20 protein-coding genes are annotated in these 20281 nt (G+C 73.7%); 8 read left to right on the top strand and 12 right to left on the bottom strand.

Annotated elements, in window-relative coordinates; genetic code table 11:
• The first annotated feature begins 125 nt into the window (after nt 1-125).
• Complete coding sequence (locus tag P3T37_RS02085) at nt 126-485, top strand: nuclear transport factor 2 family protein (protein ID WP_280721618.1); 360 nt, start codon at nt 126-128, stop codon at nt 483-485.
• A gap of 37 nt (nt 486-522) precedes the next feature.
• On the opposite strand, the gene P3T37_RS02080 is transcribed toward P3T37_RS02085, so the two are convergent.
• The 4 genes from P3T37_RS02080 to P3T37_RS02065 are packed head-to-tail and all read right to left on the bottom strand — an operon-like array spanning nt 523 to nt 3645.
• Nucleotides 523-966 (bottom strand): hypothetical protein, encoded by a 444-nt coding sequence (locus tag P3T37_RS02080; RefSeq protein ID WP_280721617.1) that lies wholly within the window; start codon nt 964-966, stop codon nt 523-525.
• A gap of 49 nt (nt 967-1015) precedes the next feature.
• Complete coding sequence (locus P3T37_RS02075) at nt 1016-2029, bottom strand: NAD(P)/FAD-dependent oxidoreductase (protein WP_280721616.1); 1014 nt, start codon at nt 2027-2029, stop codon at nt 1016-1018.
• Entirely contained in the window at nt 2026-2541 is a 516-nt protein-coding gene (locus P3T37_RS02070) for an isoprenylcysteine carboxylmethyltransferase family protein (RefSeq protein WP_280721615.1), read from the bottom strand. The genes P3T37_RS02075 and P3T37_RS02070 overlap by 4 nt, the downstream gene beginning before the upstream one ends.
• A gap of 9 nt (nt 2542-2550) precedes the next feature.
• Nucleotides 2551-3645 (bottom strand): 3-oxoacyl-[acyl-carrier-protein] synthase III C-terminal domain-containing protein, encoded by a 1095-nt coding sequence (locus P3T37_RS02065; RefSeq protein ID WP_280721614.1) that lies wholly within the window; start codon nt 3643-3645, stop codon nt 2551-2553.
• A 79-nt stretch (nt 3646-3724) separates the two neighbouring features.
• Here P3T37_RS02065 and P3T37_RS02060 point away from each other — a divergent pair, with 79 nt between their 5' ends.
• Nucleotides 3725-4567: a UbiA family prenyltransferase gene (locus tag P3T37_RS02060; RefSeq protein ID WP_280721613.1), complete on the top strand. Its 843-nt coding sequence runs from the start codon at nt 3725-3727 to the stop codon at nt 4565-4567.
• Between the two features lie 30 nt (nt 4568-4597).
• Here the strand turns inward: P3T37_RS02060 and P3T37_RS02055 are convergent, their stop codons facing one another.
• Entirely contained in the window at nt 4598-5509 is a 912-nt protein-coding gene (locus P3T37_RS02055) for a SigB/SigF/SigG family RNA polymerase sigma factor (RefSeq protein WP_280721612.1), read from the bottom strand.
• 213 nt (nt 5510-5722) lie between these two features.
• Here P3T37_RS02055 and P3T37_RS02050 point away from each other — a divergent pair, with 213 nt between their 5' ends.
• Entirely contained in the window at nt 5723-6202 is a 480-nt protein-coding gene (locus tag P3T37_RS02050; protein ID WP_280721611.1) for an ATP-binding protein, read from the top strand.
• 11 nt (nt 6203-6213) lie between these two features.
• Here P3T37_RS02050 and P3T37_RS02045 read toward each other — a convergent pair whose 3' ends face one another.
• Nucleotides 6214-6525, bottom strand: coding sequence for a hypothetical protein (locus P3T37_RS02045; protein WP_280721610.1), 312 nt, complete (start codon nt 6523-6525; stop codon nt 6214-6216).
• A gap of 134 nt (nt 6526-6659) precedes the next feature.
• Here P3T37_RS02045 and P3T37_RS02040 point away from each other — a divergent pair, with 134 nt between their 5' ends.
• Complete coding sequence (locus P3T37_RS02040) at nt 6660-7277, top strand: hypothetical protein (RefSeq protein ID WP_280721609.1); 618 nt, start codon at nt 6660-6662, stop codon at nt 7275-7277.
• 50 nt (nt 7278-7327) lie between these two features.
• Here P3T37_RS02040 and P3T37_RS02035 read toward each other — a convergent pair whose 3' ends face one another.
• From P3T37_RS02035 to P3T37_RS02025, 3 genes are all read right to left on the bottom strand, one after another.
• On the bottom strand, nt 7328-8965 hold the full coding sequence (locus tag P3T37_RS02035; protein WP_280721608.1) for a DEAD/DEAH box helicase: 1638 nt from the start codon (nt 8963-8965) through the stop codon (nt 7328-7330).
• 256 nt (nt 8966-9221) lie between these two features.
• Nucleotides 9222-9425 carry a cold-shock protein gene (locus tag P3T37_RS02030; protein WP_035804653.1) on the bottom strand — a complete coding sequence of 68 codons (204 nt, stop codon included), beginning with the start codon at nt 9423-9425 and terminating at the stop codon, nt 9222-9224.
• Between the two features lie 219 nt (nt 9426-9644).
• Nucleotides 9645-10856, bottom strand: coding sequence for a PLP-dependent aminotransferase family protein (locus P3T37_RS02025; RefSeq protein ID WP_280721607.1), 1212 nt, complete (start codon nt 10854-10856; stop codon nt 9645-9647).
• A gap of 316 nt (nt 10857-11172) precedes the next feature.
• On the opposite strand from P3T37_RS02025, the gene P3T37_RS02020 reads away from it, so the two are divergent.
• Nucleotides 11173-11502 carry an SAV_915 family protein gene (locus P3T37_RS02020; protein ID WP_280721606.1) on the top strand — a complete coding sequence of 110 codons (330 nt, stop codon included), beginning with the start codon at nt 11173-11175 and terminating at the stop codon, nt 11500-11502.
• Nucleotides 11503-11526: 24 nt separating this feature from the next.
• Here the strand turns inward: P3T37_RS02020 and P3T37_RS02015 are convergent, their stop codons facing one another.
• Nucleotides 11527-13368, bottom strand: a complete 1842-nt coding sequence (locus P3T37_RS02015; RefSeq protein WP_280721605.1) for an APC family permease — start codon at nt 13366-13368, stop codon at nt 11527-11529.
• Nucleotides 13369-13564: 196 nt separating this feature from the next.
• Between P3T37_RS02015 and P3T37_RS02010 the strand changes: the two genes are divergently transcribed.
• On the top strand, nt 13565-13783 hold the full coding sequence (locus P3T37_RS02010; RefSeq protein WP_280721604.1) for a hypothetical protein: 219 nt from the start codon (nt 13565-13567) through the stop codon (nt 13781-13783).
• A gap of 18 nt (nt 13784-13801) precedes the next feature.
• On the opposite strand, the gene P3T37_RS02005 is transcribed toward P3T37_RS02010, so the two are convergent.
• Nucleotides 13802-16834 (bottom strand): BTAD domain-containing putative transcriptional regulator, encoded by a 3033-nt coding sequence (locus tag P3T37_RS02005; protein ID WP_280721603.1) that lies wholly within the window; start codon nt 16832-16834, stop codon nt 13802-13804.
• Nucleotides 16835-17105: 271 nt separating this feature from the next.
• Between P3T37_RS02005 and P3T37_RS02000 the strand changes: the two genes are divergently transcribed.
• A complete protein-coding gene (locus tag P3T37_RS02000) occupies nt 17106-17765 on the top strand; it encodes a response regulator transcription factor (protein ID WP_280721602.1) in 660 nt (219 codons plus the stop codon).
• 7 nt (nt 17766-17772) lie between these two features.
• On the opposite strand, the gene P3T37_RS01995 is transcribed toward P3T37_RS02000, so the two are convergent.
• Nucleotides 17773-18291, bottom strand: coding sequence for an N-acetyltransferase (locus P3T37_RS01995; protein ID WP_280721601.1), 519 nt, complete (start codon nt 18289-18291; stop codon nt 17773-17775).
• Between the two features lie 260 nt (nt 18292-18551).
• Here P3T37_RS01995 and metG point away from each other — a divergent pair, with 260 nt between their 5' ends.
• The gene (gene metG / locus P3T37_RS01990; RefSeq protein ID WP_280721600.1) at nt 18552-20261 is read left to right on the top strand and encodes a methionine--tRNA ligase; all 1710 of its coding nucleotides are present in this window, start codon (nt 18552-18554) and stop codon (nt 20259-20261) included.
• Nucleotides 20262-20281 lie beyond the last annotated feature (20 nt).

Below are 20281 nucleotides of genomic sequence, written 5' to 3'. Positions count from 1 at the left end.
CTCTGGATATGCGTGCGGTGCAGCTGAGCGTGCGGAACTTCGTCGCACCCATGCTGACATCGCCTCAGATATCGTTGCCGCAGCGCCGGTGTGAGGCCGGTCCCGGGTCAGGAAGGGCAGCATCGATGGAGAACCTCGCGTCCCGCACCCCGCAGGAGACCTTCCAGGACCACGGGAAGGCGCTTCGCACCGAGGATCTCGACAGGATCCTGGAGAACTTCGCCGAGGACGCGGTCTTCATCACGGCAGCCGGGGTGAAGCACGGGCGGGAGGGTGTGCGGGAGGCGTTCGCGCAGCTGTTCGCGGACCTCCCCAGGGCTCGGTGGGAGCTGAAGACCCAGAACTTCGGGGGCGACATCCTCTATCTGGAGTGGGCCGCCGACTCCGACGCCAACCGGGCCGAGGACGGGGTCGACACCTTCGTCTTCCGCGACGGGCTCATCCAGGCGATGACCGTCCGCTACACGCTGACGCCGAACAGCTGAGCGCTGGGGCCGGGCGGACTGCTCCCCCCAGGGGCCCTCAGGTGCGGTGAAGTGCGGGGCGGTGGCGGTGCAGGACGGAGAGGGTGAGGCCGGTCAGGGCGGTGGCGGTGCCGATGGCTTCGACTACGGCGGCGAAGGTCTTCTCGCGGTACCAGATGGGCTCGTACATGTTGGGGAGCGGGCCCAGGGTGCCGACGTTCACGTAGCGGTAGAGCATGATCGCGCCCAGTGCGCTGGTGAGGACGAGGACGGCGAAGGCCCAGGTGAGGCGGGAGGCGGGGCGCAGCAGGAGTAGCAGGGCGCCCAGTGAGGCGGCTCCGGCCTCGATCCGGAAGAGGTCGCCCTGGCTGATGTTGGAGCTGATCGGGTCATAGCGTGCGGCCAGGTCGGCGTGCACGTACGCGTCGATGGCGAGTGCCGCCGCGGTGAGCAGGGCCAGCACCCAGAGGGTGGTGCGGCCGGCCGCGGGGGGTGGGTCCACGGGTCTCATTCTGTTCGCCTACCCGGTGGGATGGCGCCCACTCGGGCTCTCAGCCGAGGCGGTTGACCAGGGCGGCGAAGAGCGGCGGGAGCAGGGCGGCGGTGGGGACGATCTGGCGGGCCGCCTGCGGGTGGGAGCGGATCGCGAGCAGGGTGCCGGTGAGCAGCCGGTGGCGGCGGGAGGCCTGGCGCCAGGCTCGTTCGTATGCGTTCGGACGGTCGGCGAGGACGCAGCGCACCAGCTGGCCGGCGGTGGTGAGGGCGAGCGAGATGCCCTCGCCGGTGAGCGCGTCGAGGTAGCCGGCAGCGTCGCCGACCAGCAGGACGCGCCCGGCGACGCGGGCGCTGACCGGTTGGCGCAGCGGCCCGGCGCCGCGGACCGGGCCGGCCGGGGCCGCGCGCAGGCGCTCGGCCAGGGCGGGGAAGGCGGCCAGCTGCTCGGGGAAGGGCGCGCGGTCGCCGGTGAGGACGGCCACGCCGGTGAGCCCGGGGGCGACCGGGGTGACGTAGGCCTCGGACCGGGCGGACCAGTGCACCTCGACGCGGTCCGTCCAGGGCGCCAGCGCGAAGTGGCGGCGCAGGCCGTACCGGGGCGGGCGCGGGTCGGGGCGGTCCAGGGCCAGCGCGCGGCGGATCGGCGAGTGCAGGCCGTCGGCGGCCACCAGGTAGCGGGCGGTCAGGCCGGCGGCGCTGACGCTGCGGCCGTCCTGCCGGACCGGCCCGGCCTTGACCGGCAGCACGGGCACGCCGAGCGAGGCCGCGCGCTCGGACAGCGCCCGGTGCAGCGCGGTGCGCCGCACGCCCAGGCCGGGCCCGCGCCGGAACAGCGCCTCGGCGCACCGGCGCCCGTCCAGGTAGCGGATGCCGCGCAGCGGGTGGCCCTCGACGGCGACCCCGAGCTCGGCCAGGGTGAGCACCGCGGCGGGCATCAGCGCCTCGCCGCAGGCCTTGTCGATCGGGGCGGGGCGCGGTTCGAGCACCACCGCCGCCAGGCCGGCCCGGGCGGCGTGGATCGCAGTGGCGAGACCGGCGGGGCCGCCCCCGACGATCAGCAGGTCGATCACGCGGCCACGCAGTGCAGCAGGGCCGCGTTCTCGCAGCGCAGCCGGACGGCCAGCAGCGGCAGGTTGAGCAGCGTGAAGCAGGTCGCGGTGAGCCAGGCCGTGTGGACCAGCGGCAGCGCCGCGCCCTCGACCAGGACGGCGAGGTAGTTGGGGTGGCTGAGCAGCCGGTACGGACCGGCCGTCACCAGCGGCAGCGCGGGCACCACGATGACCCGGGTGTTCCAGCGCGGTCCCAGCGCGGAGATGCACCACCAGCGCAGCGCCTGGGCGGCCAGCGCCAGGGCCAGCATCGGCCAGCCGAGCGCGGGCAGGAACGGGCGGCCGGCGAGCCGGACCTCGGCCAGGCAGCCCGCTAGCAGGGCGGTGTGCAGCAGGACCATCACGGGGTAGTGCCCGCGGCCGTACTCGACACCGCCGCGCCGACGGCTCCAGGCGGCGTTGCGGCGGGCGACGACCAGTTCGGCCAGGCGTTCGAGGGCGACCAGGACGATCAGCAGCAGGTACGCGGTCATCGCGGCGGCCTACCAGCGCAGCAGGACGAGCTCGGAGCAGAAGCCCGGGCCCATCGCCAGCATCAGGCCGGGTGTTCCGGGCGGCGGTGGGCCCGGCGTGAGGATGTCGGACAGGATGTGCAGGACCGAGGCGGAGGACAGGTTGCCGACCCGCGCCAGCGAGCTCCGGGTCGGCCCCAGCGCCCCGGCGTCCAGGCCGAGCGTCTCCTGCAACGCGTCCAGCACCTTGGGGCCCCCGGGGTGGCAGACCCAGCCGGTGACGTCCGGCGGCTTCAGGTCGTGTTCGGCGAGGAAGGAGCGCACCTCCTCGCCGACGTGCAGCCGGACCAGCTCCGGCAGTTCGGCGCCGAGCACGATCCGGAAGCCGGTGTCGCCGATGTCCCAGCCGAGCGCGCGCTCGGTGCCGGCGTAGAGGCGGCTGCGGGTGGCCGAGACGGTCGGCCCGGCGTACCCGCTGTTCTCGCCGTGGCGCGGGTGGTCGCGGCCGACGGCGACCAGCGCGCCGGCGCCGTCCCCGAACAGCGCGCCGGCCACCAGGTTCGCCGCACGCGCGTCGCCGCGTTGCAGGGTCAGCGAGCACAGCTCGACCGAGAGCAGCACCGCGACCTGCCCGGGGTGGCCCTCCAGGTAGTCGTGCAGCCGGGCCAGGCCCGCCGCGCCGGCCACGCAGCCCAGGCCGAAGACCGGCACCCGCTTCACGTCGGGCCGCAGGCCGATCCGCCCGGCCAACCGGGCCTCCAGCGAGGGCGCGGCAATGCCCGTCACGGAGGTGGAGATCACCAGGTCCACCTCGTGCGGGGCGATCCCGGCCCGGTCGAGTGCGCCGCGCACCGCCTGCTCGCCCAGGCGCAGCCCGTGCTCGATGAACAGGTCGTTGGCCTGGCCGAAGCCGCCCAGCTCGACGTAGCGCTCCAGCGGCAGCGCCAGGTGGCGGGTGCCGACCGCGGCACTGCGGTGCAGCCGGTCCAGCACGGCGCGGTCGGTACGGTCGGCGCCGCCGTCGCCGCCGCTCGGCAGGCAGACGGTCGCGAGTGCGTCGGTGATCTCGCTCTGCGCGTACCGGTGGGGCGGCAGCACTCCGTGCACAGCGGCGATTCGCGTCATCGGGTCAGCGTAGGGGGGATCGGACGAAACGTCAGGAATGAGGGCGCGTACGGCATTTCACGCGCCCTAGGATCGTCGGGTGCACAGCTTCGAAGCGCAACTGAGAGGCCGGCCGGCGAGTGGGCTGCTGGCGGCCGCGCACCCGGCGCCGTCCTTCGCGGTCACCGCTGTGGCGACCGCGCTGGCCGCGGCAGGCGGGCGCGGTGCGGCGGGCAGCCTGCTGGTGGCGCTGAGCGTGCTGACCGGGCAGCTGTCGGTCGGCTGGTGCAACGACCGGGTCGACCTCGGGCGCGACCTGGCCACCGGACGGACGGACAAACCGCTGGTGACCGGCGCCGCCCGCCCGCGCGCGGTGGCCCTGGCGGCGGGCGGCGCGCTGGCGCTCTGCGTGCCGCTCTCGCTGGCGAACGGGCTGCTCGCGGGCGGCGCCCACCTGGCGGGGGTGGCCGCGGCCTGGGCGTACAACCTGGGCGTCAAGCGAACGGTGCTCTCCTGGCTGCCGTACGCCCTCGCCTTCGGGCTGCTGCCCGCCTTCGTCACCCTGGGGCTGCCCGGGCGGCCCTGGCCTGCGGCCTGGGCGCTGGCCGCCGGGGCGCTGCTGGGGACCGGCGCGCACGCCGCCAACGTGCTGCCGGACATCGCCGACGACCTCGGCACCGGGGTGCGCGGGCTGCCTCAGCGGCTGGGGCCCGGCCGGGCCCGGGTGCTGGCCGCCGTCCCGCTGCTGGCGGCCTCGGCCGTGCTGGTGCTCGGGCCGCCGGGACCGGTCGGGGCAGCGGGCTGGGCGGCGCTGGCGGTCACGGGGGCGCTGGCGCCGGCCGTCGTGCTGGTCCCGACCGGACGGCTGCCCTTCCTCGCCACCCTCGCGCTGGCCGCCCTCGACCTCGGGCTTCTGCTGCTGCGCGGCGCCCGGCTGAGCTGACACATATCAACTGACACATATCAAACAATGTCATTCCTCAGCGAGCAGCCCGGCGCGCAGTTCGGCGAGGGTGCGCGAGAGCAGCCGCGAGACGTGCATCTGGGAGAGCCCGAGCTGTGCGCCGATCTGGGACTGGGTGAGCTCCTCGCCGAAGCGCATCGACAGGATCCGCTGCTCGCGCTCGGGCAGGGCGGCGATCAGCGGCTTGAGGGCTTGCAGGTTCTCGACGGCCTCGAAGCCGTGCTCGACCATGCCGGTGCGGGCCGCGAGCGCCCCCTCGCCGTCCTCCGGGTCGTTCTGGGCGTCCGTGGAGGAGCAGTGGTAGCCGTTGGCCGCCGTCAGCGCCTCGGTGACCTCCTCGACGCTCAGCTCCAGGCGGGTGGCGAGTTCGCGGGGCGTCGGGGCGCGGTCGAACTCGGCGGCGAAGGCGTCGGTGGCCCTGGCCAGCTCGACGCGCAGATCCTTCAGCCGGCGCGGGACGTGCACCGCCCAGGTGGTGTCGCGGAAGAAGCGCTTGATCTCGCCGCTGATGGTCGGCACCGCGAAGGTGGTGAACTCCAGGCCGCGCTCCACCTCGAAGCGGTCGATCGCCTTGATCAGCCCGATCGTGCCGACCTGGACGATGTCCTCCATCGGCTCCGGATTGGCACGGAACCGGGCGGCGGCGAACCGCACCAGCGCCATGTTCAGCTCGACCAGGGTGTTGCGCACATAGGCGCGCTCATGAGTGCCCTCCTCAAGCTCCGCGAGCCGCCGGAAGAGCACCTTGGACATCGCCCGCGCGTCGCTGGTGCTGACGCCCTCCGCCGCCGACAGCGGCGGGAGGTCGGGCAGGTCGGGTAGGTCCGGCAGCTCAGCCGGCCACGCCACGCCGGTGGGCGACGCGGCGACCGGCTGCGCCGGGGGTGCGACGGTCGGATGCCTGACGTTCTGGGCTGCCATGAGTGGTGTCCCCTCCACGGTCGGCTTGTGGCCTTCGACGACTGGGACGTTGCTCGTCTGCCCACCGTACGCCCACCGGTGCGCGGCGATCGAGGTCAGCGCGGAACCGCCTGCTCGGAGCACGGTTGAAGGCCGGGGCGGCGGGCAGTCGTAGGAGTATCGCGGCACTCCGAACGAGGGCGGACGAGGACGGACGAGGGCGGACGAGGGCAGATGAACACCAGCCGGGCCGAGCTGCCGGCCCCGCACCCCGCACCCGCGGGACTGCCCCGGGGCGGCCAGGTCCGCCGGCTCGCGCTGTACGGCGCCCGGGGCTCGGTCGGCCGGTGCCGGGACTTCGCCCGGCAGGCCCTGCAGGACTGGAACTGGCTGCCGGCCGAGGACGAGGAACGGCAGGCGGCGGCCGACGACGTGCTGCTGCTCGTCGGCGAACTGGTGACCAACGCCTGCCTGCACGCCGGCGGGCCCCGGCAGCTGCTGCTGCACGGGACGGCGGGCGCCGTCCGGGTGGAGGTGGCCGACGCCAGCCCGGTGCCGCCGCAGCCCCGTACGCCGCACCGCCCCGGCCGCCCGGGCGGGCACGGGCTGCTCACGGTGGCGCGGCTGTCGCAGCGGTGGGGAGTGACGGTGCACGAGGACCGCAGCGGCAAGTCCGTCTGGCTGGAGGTCACCGTGCCACCCGCGCCCCGCTGATCCGCGGGCTCTCAGGGAGAGATCCGCATCAGCGGCGCCCGGTCCGAGTCCAGCAGGTCGATCCGGGACGGCGGGACCTTGCCCCGGCCGGTGAAGTAGTCGCGGATCCGGACCGCCGCCAGCGGCAGCCCCGCCGCCAGCGCCGCCGGCACCGGCGCGTCGGACATCCAGTGGATGTACAGCACCCAGCCGTCGCCGTGCTGCTCGGTGCGCTGCTGGGCGGGCTCCACCTCGGTGGCGAGGTCGCCGAGCAGGTCGAGCACGACGGCCATGTCCTCGCCGTCGATCCGCGCCTGGTTGAGCTCCACCAAGAGTTCCGGCATCGAGGTCCCTTCCGTTGTGCTGTCGTCGTGGGGTGTACACACGGCCGCTGGTGGATCCTGCCCAGCGCCGGACGGATCTGAACGGCCCGGCCGCCGGCAGTCTGCGACGGGCGGACAGCGGGTAGCCGGAGGGCATGGCATTCATGCGCGGGCTGACCGACCGGCTGCTGGCGACCGCGCCCCGGATCCCCGTACGGGACCTGGCGACCCTGCGGGCCCAGCATCCGAACGCGCTGGACCCCGAGACGCTCGCCGACCGCCTGGTGGCCGGTGCCTGCCGGGCCTCCGGGGCGGTCGGCGCGGGCATCGGGGCCGCCGCGATGGTGCCGACGCCGCCTGCGCTGGCCGTCGAGATCGCCACCGAGACGCTGGCGGTGGCCGCCGTGGAGATCAAGCTGATCGCCGAACTGCACGAGGTCTACGGGATGCGCGCGGCCGGCAGCACCGCCCAGCGGTCCGCCGCGTACATCGGGGCCTGGGCGAACCGGCGCGGCATCGACGGGATGAGCCTGGTGCGGCCGGCCGGCATCGTCGCGATGGGGGCGGGCTCGCAGCTGCGGCGGCAGGTCCGCAGGCGGCTCGCGCGCCGCTCGGTGCGCTCGCTGCCGGTGCTGGTCCCGTTCCTGGTCGGCGCGGCCTTCGGCGCGAGCCTCAACCGCCGGGACACCCACCGGCTGGCCCGCGAGGTCCGGGCGGACCTACGACGACGGACCCCGCCCGACCCGGCGTACTGGTCCCGCCCGCCCGGTTAGCGGGCGAGCGGGAGGTACGGCGGGTCGAACGGGGTCCGGGTGTTCGAGTCCTACAGCGCGGCGCTGCTGCTGCGGCGCGGCGCACCGCTGCGCGAGCCGGCGGACGAGCCGCGCGAGGAGCCCGAGCCGCTGCCCGAGCCGCCCGAGGAACCGGCGCTCTGGCCGCGGCCCGCGTAGGCCGGGCGGCTGCGGCGGTTGCGGCCGGAGGAGGAGGCGCCGCGGCGGGGGCGCTCGACCACCGGGTCGGCGACGACGACGGGCACGCCGGTCGGCACGCAGGCGCCGGTGATCCGGGCCAGCTCCTCGTCGCCGGCGCGGACCTGGGTGGACTGCGGGGTGATGCCGGCGGTGGCCATCATCCGGGCCATCCCGCGGCGCTGGTTGGGCAGCACCAGGGTGACCACGGTGCCCGACTCGCCGGCCCGGGCGGTGCGCCCGCCGCGGTGCAGGTAGTCCTTGTGGTCGCTCGGCGGGTCGATGTTGACGACCAGGTCGAGCCCGTCGATGTGGATGCCGCGGGCCGCGACGTTGGTGGCGATCAGCGCGGTGACCTGGCCGTTGCGGAACTGCTCCAGGGTGCGGGTGCGCTGCGGCTGGGACTTGCCGCCGTGCAGCGCGGCCGCCTTGACGCCGCTGGCGAGCAGGTCCAGGACCAGGCGGTCGGCACCGTGCTTGGTGTCGGTGAACATGATCACGCCGCCCTCGCGGGAGGCGATGTGCGCGATGGCGGCGTTCTTGTCGTGCCCCTGCACGTGCAGCAGGTGGTGCTCCATCGTGCTGACCGTGGCCGCCGACGGGTCCACCGAGTGCGTGACCGGGTCCTTGAGGAACCGGCGCACCAACTGGTCGACATTGCGGTCCAGGGTGGCCGAGAAGAGCATCGTCTGGCAGTCCGGCGCGACCTGCCGCAGCAGCTCGGTGACCTGCGGCAGGAAGCCCATGTCGGCCATCTGGTCGGCCTCGTCCAGCACCGTGATGCAGACCTCGTCCAGTCGGCAGTCGCCGCGCTCGATCAGGTCCTTGAGGCGGCCGGGGGTGGCCACCACGACCTCCGCGCCGCGGCTCAGCGCCTGCGCCTGGCGGCTGATCGGCATGCCGCCGACCACCGTGGCCATCCGCAGTCGCACCGAGTGGGCGTAGGGGGTGAGTGCCTCGGTGACCTGCTGGGCGAGCTCGCGGGTGGGCACCAGGACGAGGGCCAGCGGCTGGCGCGGCTCGGCCCGGCTGCCGGCCGTGCGGGCCAGCACGGCGAGGCCGAAGGCGATGGTCTTGCCGGAGCCGGTGCGACCGCGGCCGAGCACGTCACGGCCGGCCAACGCGTTCGGCAGGGTGGCGGCCTGGATCGGGAACGGCGAGGTGACGCCCTGTCGGACCAGCGTCGAGAGCAGCGCGTTCGGCATGTCCAGCTCGTCGAAGGCCTCGACGGCGGGCAGCGCGGGGGTGGTGCTCACCGGCATGGCGAACTCGCCCTGCGGGGCGCGGGACTGACGGCTCGGCGGGCCGGAGGCGCGGCGCGAGCCACCGCCGCCGTAACCGCCCGAGCTGCCGCCGGAACGGGAGCCGTAGCCGCCCGAGCCGCCGCCGTAACCGCCCGAGCCACCGCCGGAGCGGGAGCCGAACTCACTGCGGGAGCCGGAACCGGAACGGGATTCGGAGCGCCGGTAGGAGGAACCAGTGGGACGAGTCATGCGAAAACCTTCCTCAGATGGCACGTCTGTGGGAAGACTCCGCGGCGCAGGGCCGTACGGAGATCGCAAGAACGAGCCAGTGTGAATGCCACGACGGGGCGCTTACAGGGCGCAGCGTGGAGCGGCGCGGACGCGGCGTGGAGCTGCGCGTCCCGCGCTGTATACGGCGAAAACGCCGAAAATGCCGAGGGCCCGCTCCGTGCATTCGCGCGGTGCGGGCCCCTGCTGCGCGGCGGGTGCCTGTGCAGAGAAAAAATTAGAGCGGACGAATGTTCTCGGCCTGCGGGCCCTTCTGGCCCTGCGTGACGTCGAACTCGACCTTCTGGCCCTCGAGCAGCTCACGGAAGCCCTGGGCGGCGATGTTCGAGTAGTGGGCGAACACGTCAGCGCCGCCACCGTCCTGCTCGATGAAGCCGAAGCCCTTTTCCGCGTTGAACCACTTCACGGTGCCATTAGCCATTAAATATCTCCTTCAAGGGTGACCGGAATCCGCACAGTGCGTACTCCGCGTCGCCGCGATGGGATCCATCCGGGGAAGAGCCGGGAAAACAAAAAGGCGCCTGGCGGTCACAAACCAGCAGGCGCACACAAAGTTCATGGGAACCACAACTGCAACTAACACGACTGTAGCAGGCCGGAGGCCGGAACGGGAGGATTTCCCGCCCGGCCCCGAGCCGCGCTAACCCGCCACCGCCACCGCGGCCTGCACCGACAGGGCCGCGGCCAGTCGCCGCAAGCCCTCCCGGATCTCTTCCGGCGGGTGGGTGACGAAGGACATCCGCAGCGTGGCCCGGTTCGGCTCGCCCGCGTAGAAGGGGGCGCCCGGGACGTACGCGACGTCGTGCTCGACCGCGGAGGGCAGCAGCGCGGTCGCGTCCAGCCCGTCCGGCAGCTGCACCCAGACGAACATGCCGCCCTCCGGCCGGTTCCATCGGCTGCCCGCGGGCAGGGCCGCCGGCAGACCGTCCACCAGGGCGTCCCGGCGCTCGCGGTAGGCCGCGCGGATCAGCTCGACGTGCCCGTCGAGGTCGCAGTCCCGCAGGTAACGGGCCGCCGCGGCCTGGTCGATGGTCGAGGTGTGCAGATCGGCCGACTGCTTGACGATCACACAGGCCCGCCGCAGGGTCCGCGGTGCGCGCAGGAAGCCCAGGCGCAGTCCCGGCGCCATGATCTTGGAGAAGGAGCCGAGCAGCACCGTGCGGTCGGCCGCCGCCGGCAGCGACGCGATCCACGGCTGCGGCTCGCCGTCGTAGCGCAGGTCGCCGTACGGATCGTCCTCGACGATCCAGAACCCGTGCCGCTCGGCGGCCTCGGCCACCGCCTGGCGGCGCCGGGTCGACAGGGTGCGGCCGGTCGGGTTCTGGAAGGTCGGCACCAGGTAGAGCAGCTTCGGGCGCTCCCGGGCCACCAGCTCGTCCAGCGCCTCGGGGATCAGCCCGCCCTCGTCGGTGGGGACCGGCACCACGCGGGCGCCCGCGAAGGCGAAGCACTGCAGGGCGGCCAGGTAGCCCGGGTCCTCCACCAGCACGACGTCGCCCGGCTCCAGCAGCGCGCTCGCGATCAGCGTCAGGGCCTGCTGGGAACCGGTGGTGACGACCAGGTCGTCGGGGCCGGTGGCGAGCCCCCGCCCGCTGAGCCGGGCCGCGATCTCGCGCCGGAGGTCGCCGTCCCCCTCGGTTGTCGAGTACTGCAACGCCCGCTCGGGCACCTCCGCGAGTACCCGGTCGTAGGCGGCCCGGATGCCCGCCACGTCGAAGAGTTCGGGCGCGGGCAGTCCGCCGGCGAACGAGATCACCTCCGGACGCGCCGTCAGGGCCAGGATCTCGCGGACGGGAGACGGGCCGACAGACGCCGCACGCGCGGCAGGCGAGGGTATCGGTGCACGGGTCATGACGACACCTTAGGAAAATCCGGCCACGGGCCGCCGATGTGACCACCAGGTGATCACCGCACGGTCGTTGTCACAGGTCGCTGTCGTCACAGGTCGGTGTTGTCACAGATCGGTGGCTCGCGGGTGGCGCGGTTCGTAGCGGCCGACGGTGGTGCCGCCCCGCGACCACGGGCCGCGGCGCTGTCAACGCCGTGTATGAACATCCGGCCTCGGGATCAAGAACGTGTCAGGACCGGGCGGCAGCGCGGTCGGCGCGGGCATACCGTCGCTGTGTACCCGCACCGAGTACCCACAGGCCGACCTACGGAGTGATCCCATGAACTCGGAGCCCTCCGAACGCGTCCCGGCCGGACGGGACGAGCAGCTGCTCGTGCCCGTACGGTCGGGGCCGCTGGGCCACACGGTCCGCATGTTCCGCACACCGCTGGGCGACCGCACGGCCGTCGCCTTCAGCTCCGAGGCGCGGCTGATCGCCACCCTCGGCCCGACTCAGGCCTGGATCCTGCTCGCCGAACCCGCGCTGCGCGCGCTCGCCGAGCCGCTGGGCGTCAACCGGCTGACCGTCGACCCGCCGTTCGCCGCCGCCGCCCCGCGCCCGCTGTCCGAGGTTCGGTACGCCGCAGTGGAGCCGACCCTCGCGCGCTGACAGAGCTGACAGAGCCGGCAGCTCTCAGAGCGGCAGGCGGTACGGCAGCATGCAGACCACCACGTCCGTCCGGGCCCGCAGCACGGTGGCGAGCAGGATGCCGCGCTGGTTCTGCAGGATCCGGTAGCGGCGGTGCCGCGGCTCGACCTCGGGGATCAGCACCGCGATCTGCCGCCCGTCCTCGGCCGTGCGCCGGACGTAGTCGACCACCGGCTGCACCAGCGAGCGGTGCGGGCTGTCGATGACCTCCAGGCGCACGCCCGGGTCCCACTCCTCCCACCGTGCGGTCAGCTCGCGCACGGTCTGCGGGTTGCTGTGCACAGCGACCGCGACCACCTCGCTGCCCAGCGCCAGCGCGGCGGTCAGCGCGTACGAGGTCAGCTTGTTGACCTCGCCGATCGGCACGATCACCAGGCCGCCGCCGTGCTCCCGCCGGATCGGCCGAGCCGGGATCAGGCCGATCCCGAGCTCGGCGCCGACCGCGTCGTAGTAGTGCTGGACCCGCGTGAAGAGCAGCATCAGCAGCGGCACCGCCAGGACCACCACCCAGGCGCCCTCGACGAACTTGGAGGCCAGGAAGACCAGGGCCGCGACCGCCGTCAGCACCGCCCCGACGCCGTTGACCACGGCCCGGCGCAGCCAGCCGGCGGGCCGCTGCTGCGCCCAGTGCCGGACCAGGCCGACCTGGCTGATCGTGAAGCCGATGAACACCCCGATCGCGAACAGCGGAATCAGCCGCTGGGTGTCGGCCTGCACCACGACCAGCAGCGCCGCCGACAGCAGCGCGAGCGCCAGCACGCCGTACCGGTACACCGGACGCTCGGCGCGCAGGCCGAACAGGTGCGGCAGCCGGTTGTCGCGGGCCAGCAGGCTCATCAGGACGGGCAGTCCGCCGAAGCTGGTGTTCGCGGCCAGGCCGAGGACCAGCGCGACGATCACATTGGTCGCGTAGTACGCCCACCCGCTGCCGTACGCGCCGGCGGCGAGCTGGGCCAGCACCGTCACCCCGCCGCGCGGCGCGACGTGGTCGCGGCGGATCAGCACCGCCAGACCCACCAGCATCAGCCCCAGCAGCGCGCCGAGCATCAACTCGGTGCGCTGCGCCCGCTTCACCCGCGGTGTGCGGAACGCCGGGACGCCGTTGGCAATCGCCTCCACCCCGGTCAGCGCCGAGCAGCCGGCGGCGAAGGCCTTCAGCACGAGCAGCAGGCCGAGCGTCTCGGTGACGGGCACGGTCTGGGCGGTCCCGACCACCGCCGCCGGGTGCGAGCGGAACAGCCCGAGCACGACGATCCCGAGCACGGTCGCGATGAACAGCACGGTGGGCAGCATCAGCGCCCGGGCGCTCTCGGCGATGCCGCGCAGGTTGACCGCGCTGATCAGCAGCAGTCCGCCGAGGCAGACCGCCACCAGGTGCCCGCTCAGTGCGGGGAAGGCGGAGGCCAGGCTGGCGGCGCCGGCCGCGAGGCTGACGGCGACGGTGAGCACGTAGTCCACCACCAGGCTCGCCGCCGCCAGCAGGCTGACCGTCGGCCCGAGGTCCTTCTTGGCCACCGCGTAGGCGCCGCCGCCGTCGGGGTGCACGGCGATCACCTGGCTGTAGGAGACCACCAGGACGGCGAGCAGCCCGGCGATCGCCAGGGTGATCGGCAGCGCGGCGCCCAGGGCGCCGGTGCCGGCCGCGATCAGGACGACCACGATCGCCTCGGGCCCGTAGGCGACCGAGCTCAGCGCGTCCAGCGACAGCGCGGCCAGGCCCTCCACGCTGGTCAGGTGGTCGCGGCCGCCCTCGCCCGGGAGCAGTCGGACTCTGGGCTCCAGCTCACGTCGTGACAGTCCGTACGCCATCGTGGTGACCTCGCTCAAACCGGGGACAGCAGTGCTGGGGTGAGGGCCAGTCTGCTCCACGGCGCCGCGGTTCAACGGTCGACAGGCCTGATCGGCCGGATCCGCAGGCGTTGATCGGTCGGCGTTGATCGGGCGTTGATCGGGCGGCTGCCATAGTCGTGGCATCGGTCGCGGCCCCCACCCGCACCGTGGACTCTGGGGCGTGGGCGGAGGGATGGCGACGATGCTTGACCGGGGCACGGCACGGGGACTTCAGCTGCGGACCGCGCTGGCGGTCGCGGCGCTGGCCGCAGCGCTGCTGGGGACGGTCGGCGCGGCGTCGCCACTGCGCTCCGGCGTCGGGACGGTCTTCACCCCGATGGAGAGCTGGAACTCCACCGGCGCCGTCGTACCGCCCCCGCCGCACCAGCGCTTCCTGATGACGCTGCCCTGACCCGGCCCGCGCCTGTCGTCAGAACCGCAGCCGGACCGGACCGAGCGCGGTGATCAGCTGCCGGACGTCCGCCGCGTCCGGCAGTCCGAGCCCGTCGAACAGGCCGTACGCCTGCTCCAGGCTGGTCCGGGCGTGCTCCAGGCTGCCAAGCTCCACCAGGACGCGGCCGAGCGCGACCAGCGCGTGCCCCTGGTCCCGCGCGGCGCCGGCCTGCTCGCAGATCCACAGCGCCTGCTCGGCCTGCTCGCGGGCCTCGCGCAGCCGTCCGACGGCCCGCAGGCTGTCCGCCAGACGGGTGCGGGCCTGCGCCTCGCGGTCCGGCATCAGGGCCTCGACGGCGACCGCCAGGCACTGCCGGTACCAGGCGATGGCGGCGTCGTAGTGGCCCATGCCGTGCCGGGCCAGGCCCAGCACGTAGAGGGGGTACGCGGTGCCGGCGAGGTCGTTGATCCGGCGCAGGTCCACCAGGACGCTCTCGCAGGCGGGCACCGCCTCGGCCGGGTGGCCGCTGCGCACCAGCGCCAGCGCGGCGTTCACCGTGGTCGCCATCTCGCCTGAGCGGTGGCCCAGTTGACGGGCCAGCATGATCGCCTCGTCGTAGTGGACGACCGCCTCCTCGTAGCGGTGCTGGAGGTAGGCGATCAGGCCGAGGTCGTTCAGCGCCTGGCGCAGCACCACCACGTCCCCCGCGCTGCGGCAGGCCTCGGCCGCCCGCCGCTCGGACTTCTCGGCCTCGTCCAGCCGGGTGGCCCGCAGGGCGATGGTCCCGGCCAGGAAGCGGGCCCGTCCCTCGGCCTGGGTGTCGCCGCGCAGTGCCGCGCAGCGAGCCAGCAGGTCGGCGGCCGGCGCCAACCGCCCGTACCAGGCGTCCTGTTCGAACGGACAGAGCGCGATCAGCAGGTCGACGGCCATCCGCAGCCGGCGGGCCTCCAGGGCGGGCGCGCCGCCCGCCGCGCAGCCCGGGGAGGCCAGCGCGTGCTCGGCCACCTGGACGGCGAGCGCGACGGCACCCTCGGACTCGGCGGCCACCCAGGCCCGCGCGGCGGCGAGATCGCGCAGCCCGAGGCCCGGCGCCCCGAGCGCGCCGAGCACCCCGGCGACCGGGTCGCCGGGGATCGCGAGTTGGAACGCCTGGCAGGCGGTGGCCAGCAGGAACTCCAGCAGGCGCCCGAGCGCCTGGGCCGACTCGTCGGGCTCGCTGCGGGCGCGGCGGCGGGCGAAGGAGCGCAGCAGGTCGTGGTAGCGGTAGCGGCCGGGGGCCGGCGACTCCAGCAGGGCGATGTCGACCAGCGCCTCCAGCAGCTCCTCGGCCACCGGCTCCTCGACCGCCAGCGCGGCGGCCGCGGCGCTCAGCCCGATGTCCGGGCCGTCGAAGACCGACAGCGTCCGGAACACCCGCCCCTGGGCGGGCGTCAGATGCCGGTAGCTCAGCTCGAAGACGGCCTCGACGGTGAGCTCGCCGATCCGCAGCTCGTCGATCCGGCGCTGCTCGTCGGTCAGCCGGGCCATCAGGGTCTGCACCGTCCAGGACGGCCGGGAGGAGAGCCGGGCGGCCGCGATCCGGACGGCCAGCGGCAGGAATCCGCAACTCCCGACCAGGTTGAGCGCGGCCTCCCGCTCGGCGGCCAGCCGGTCGGGCCCGATCACCCGGCCGAGCAGGCCGAGCGCGTCCACCGGGTCGAAGACGTCCAGGGTGGTGTGCAGGACGACCGGCAGCCCGACCAGCCGGGGGCGGCTGGTGACCAGCACCGCGCAGTCCGCGGAGCCCGGCAGCAGCGGACGGACCTGCGCGGCGTCCCGGGCGTCGTCCAGCACGACGAGCAGGCGGCGGTCGGCCGTCATCGACCGGAAGAGCGCCGATCTGTCCTGCACGCTGCTCGGCAGCGCCTCCACCGAGAGGCCGAGCGAGGTGAGGAAGCCCGCCAGCACGTCGCCGGGGTCGGCCGGGACGCCGTCGCCGCCGTGCAGCGCGGCGTAGAGCTGGCCGCCGGGGAACTCGGCGCGGACCCGGTGGGCGACGTGCAGGGCCAGCGTGGACTTGCCCACGCCGCCCATCCCCGCCACGGCCACCACGGCGAGCGCCTCGCGCCCGGCCGCCGTCAGGGCCGCGCAGAGCTCGCCGACCGGGGCCGCGCGGCCGGTGAAGTCGGGTGCGCCGGGGGGAAGTTGGGAGGGACCGGCGGAGCTGCCGGCAGTCGGCTGCGGCGCGGTGGCGGGATCGGGATGCGACGGCTCCACCTCCTCGCCCAGCATCCCCCTGAGCTCGCCCGGTGCGTCCACCGCGACGAGGGCGTCAACCGCGTCCAACGAGCCCGACTCCGCTGACCCGAGGGCGGGATCGCCGGCCAGGATCCGCCGGTGCAGCTCCTCCAGCTCCGGCCCCGGCTCGATCCCCAGCTCCGCGACCAGGTGGCTGCGCGCGCCGCGGTAGACCGCCAGCGCGTCGGCCCGTCGCCCGATCTGGCACAGCGCCCGCATCAGCAGCGCGTACGGCCGCTCACGCAGCGGCTGCGCGGCGGTGAACTCGGTCAACTGGTGGATCACCAGGGCCGCCTGGCCGAGGCCGATGTCCAGAGCGAGCCGCTCCTCCATCAGGTCGGCGCGCAGCTCGCCCAGTTCGGCCCGCTGGCGCTCGGCGAACGGTCCGGGGATCCCGGCCAGCGCCTCCCCCCGCCAGAGCCCGAGCGCCCGGTCGCGCAGCGCCGCGGCCGCCTCCAACTCGCCGGCCGCCTGCTGCTGCGCCGCCAGCGCCGTCAGCGCCACGGCCTGCCGCGCGTCGATCATGGCGTCCGCGACCACCAGCTCGTAGCCGTCCCCGGCCGAGACCAGCACCCGCGGCCTCTCCCGGTCCTCCTCCAGGATCCGCCGCCAGCGCCAGGCGTAGGTGCGGATGGTGGCGGTGGCGGCCTGCGGCGGCTCCTCGCCCCACAGGGCGTCGATCAGTTCGGCGATGCCGGCGGTGCGCCCGGGGCGCAGCAGCAGGGCGGCGAGCATCGCCTGCTGCTGAGGGGATCCGGTGACCAGGGCGACTCCGTCGCGGTCGACCCCCATCGGACCGAGCACTGTGAACCGCACGTCCCCCACTACCGTCCCGCCTCCCCGCAGCCCACCCCCGGTCGATCAGGATAACGGCAGCTCCGCCGATTTCCACGGGCTGTTCTCGGTCGAACGGTTCACCGGTGCGATCAACGCCCGCTCAACGCCGGACGCCTCCGGGGGCCGCCGGCGCCGATCTCCTGGTGAGCCCGCGTTGATCGCCCCCCGGCTACCGTGACGAGAACGCAGCCCGGGATGCGACCCCGACCTCAACGGATGGGAGCCCATGACCATGCACAACGTGCTGGAACAAACTGTCGGCACCGCCTCGACCGTGATACGGATCCACGCCGACGACCCGATCACCAGAAACGGCGCGGCGGGCCAACTGCGCCACGCCCCCGGCATCTACCTCGCCGACGACGAGCACGGCCCCGAGAACGCGGTCGCCGTCGTCATCACCGAGAACCTCGACGACGCCGCACTGGCCCGCCTGCGCCGACTGGCCCGCGGCGGAGCGGGCCGGGTGGTCCTGGTGATCGGCCGGATCTCCGAAGCCCAGCTGATGGACGTGGTCTCCAGCGGGGTCAACGCCGTCGTCTGGCGGCACGAGGCCGACCAGGAGCGGCTGCTGCGCGCGGTGCGGGCCGCCGCCCAGGGCGACAGCGACCTGCCCTCCGACCTGCTCGGCCGGGTGCTCAGCCAGGTCGGCCGGATGAAGCGCCGCACGGACGACAGCCCGGGCTGGGCGACCACCGAGCCCACCGCGCGGGAGATCGAGATCCTGCGGCTGCTGGCCGACGGACTGGACACCTCCGAGATCTCCCGCCGGCTCTGCTACTCCGAACGGACCGTCAAGAACGTGCTGCACGGGATCACCACCCGCTTCCAGCTCCGCAACCGTGCGCACGCCGTCGCCTTCGCGCTGCGCGAGGGCTACATCTGACCCTCGCTCAGCTGCCGAAGGGCGACGAGTACTGGATGACGCCGGACGGGACCGGCCCCACCGCGTCCAGGACGAGGGCCATCATCGCCTCGTCCGGCACCTCGAACGGCGCCCGGATGCCCCAGCGCGAGGCCGGGACGAAGCCGAACCTCGGGTAGTAGTCGGCATGCCCGAGGACCAGCACCAACCTCTCCCCGGCCGTCCGCGCGGCGTCCAGCGCGGCAGTGACGGCCGCGCTCCCGGCGCCCTGCCCCTGGTACTCGGGCAGCACGGCGCAGGGAGCGAGGGCGAGGGCGGGACGGCCGGCGACGTGGCAGCGGGTGAGCAGCGCGTGGGCGACGAGGGTGCCGTCGGGCGCCTGGGCGACCAGCGACAGGCCGGGGATCCAGGCGTCGCGGTCGGCCCGCAGGGCGTCGACCAGGTCGGCCTCGGCGGCGGTGGGGAAGGCCGCCGCGTTGATCGCGTGGATCGCGGCGGCGTCCCCGGGCGCCTCGGGGCGGGTGGTCCAGGTCCGGCTACTGGTCACAGGGGCTCCTGCCTCTCGTACTGGGTCGAGGGTCCCACGACGGCCGACCGGGTGCGTGGCCGGCGGCCGTCCGCCGCCGATAATCCCGGTACGGCCCGCCCCGCCAGGGCCGATAGAATGACCATGGCCAGTGACGTCATGCAACCTCCGGGTTCACGGCGCCCCACCGGCCGGACGCAATCACCCCGGCGACCGTCGCCGACCAGCGGCGCGCACTCTCCGGAGCCCGGCGCCACCTACATGAATGGGAGCTTCCCAGGATGGCTCGACACCTGATCACCAGCGCGCTTCCCTACATCAACGGGATCAAGCACCTGGGGAACATGGTGGGGTCCATGCTCCCGGCGGACGTCTACTCCCGCTACCTGCGCCAGCGCGGCCACGACGTGCTGTACATCTGCGCCACCGACGAGCACGGCACCCCGGCCGAGCTGGCCGCCAAGGCCGCCGGCCTTCCGGTGGACGAGTTCTGCGCGCAGCAGCACCTCGCGCAGAAGGCGATCTACGACGGCTTCCAGCTCTCCTTCGACTACTTCGGGCGCAGCTCCTCGCAGCAGAACCGCGAGATCACCCAGGAGTTCGCCCGCGAGCTGAAGGCCAACGGGTTCATCGAGGAGCGCTCGATCCGCCAGGTCTACTCGGTGGCCGACGGCCGGTTCCTGCCGGACCGCTACATCGAGGGGACCTGCCCGCACTGCGGCTACGACAAGGCCCGCGGCGACCAGTGCGAGAACTGCACCCGCCTGCTGGACCCGACCGACCTGATCGACGCGCACTCGGCGATCAGCGGCAGCACCGAGCTGGAGGTCCGCGAGACCACCCACCTCTTCCTGCTGCAGTCCAAGCTGGCCGGCGAGGTCGAGGCGTGGATCGACGAGCACGGCAACGACTGGCCGACCCTGGCCTCCTCGATCGCCCGCAAGTGGCTGACCGAGGGCCTGAACGACCGGGCGATCACCCGCGACCTCGACTGGGGCGTGCCCGTCCCGGCCGACGTCTGGCCGGAGCTCGCCGCCGAGGGCAAGGTCTTCTACGTCTGGTTCGACGCCCCGATCGAGTACATCGGCGCGACGAAGGAGTGGTCCGACCAGGACCCGGCCAACCGCGACTGGAAGTCCTGGTGGTACCAGGCGGACGACGTCCGCTACACCGAGTTCATGGCCAAGGACAACGTCCCGTTCCACACCGTGATGTTCCCGGCCACCATCATCGGGACCCGCGCGCCGTGGAAGAAGGTCGACTTCGTCAAGGCCTTCAACTGGCTGAACTACTACGGCGGCAAGTTCTCCACCAGCCAGCAGCACGGCATCTTCACCAACGCCGCGCTGGAGCTGCTGCCCGCCGACTACTGGCGCTACTTCCTGATGGCGAACGCGCCGGAGTCCGACGACACCAGCTTCAGCTGGGAGATCTTCTCCACCACCGTCAACAAGGACCTGGCTGACACGCTGGGCAACTTCGTCAACCGGGTGCTGACGTTCAGCACCAAGCGGTTCGGCGAGACCGTCCCGGCCGGCAGCCCGGCGGGCGAGGCAGAGCAGCGGCTCGGCGAGGAGATCGCCGGCCTGCTCGCCGAGTACCAGGACCACCTGGATGCCCTCCAGTTCCGCAAGGCCGCGCAGGCCCTGCGGGCGCTGTGGAGCGCGGGCAACTCCTACCTGGAGACCAAGGCCCCCTGGATGGAGATCAAGACCGACGAGGCCGCCGCCGCGCTGACGCTGCGCACCGCGATGAACCTGATCCACCTCTACGGGACCGTCTCGGCGCCGTTCATCCCGGCCACCAGCGCCACCATGCGGGCCGTCTTCGCGCCCGCCGTGACGGACGAGCCCGCGTGGGTGAGCGGCGAGCAGGCCGCCGCGCTGGACTTCGTCGCCGCCGGCACCCCGTTCACCGTCCCGCCGGTGCTCTTCGCGAAGATCACGGACGAGGACCTGGCCGCCTGGCGCGAGCGCTTCGGCGCCCAGTAGTCGCCTCCCTTCCGCCGTCG

The organism is Kitasatospora sp. MAA4, assembly GCF_029893355.1.
GTDB lineage: Bacteria > Actinomycetota > Actinomycetes > Streptomycetales > Streptomycetaceae > Kitasatospora.
This window is presented reverse-complemented; position numbering and strand designations above follow the sequence as displayed.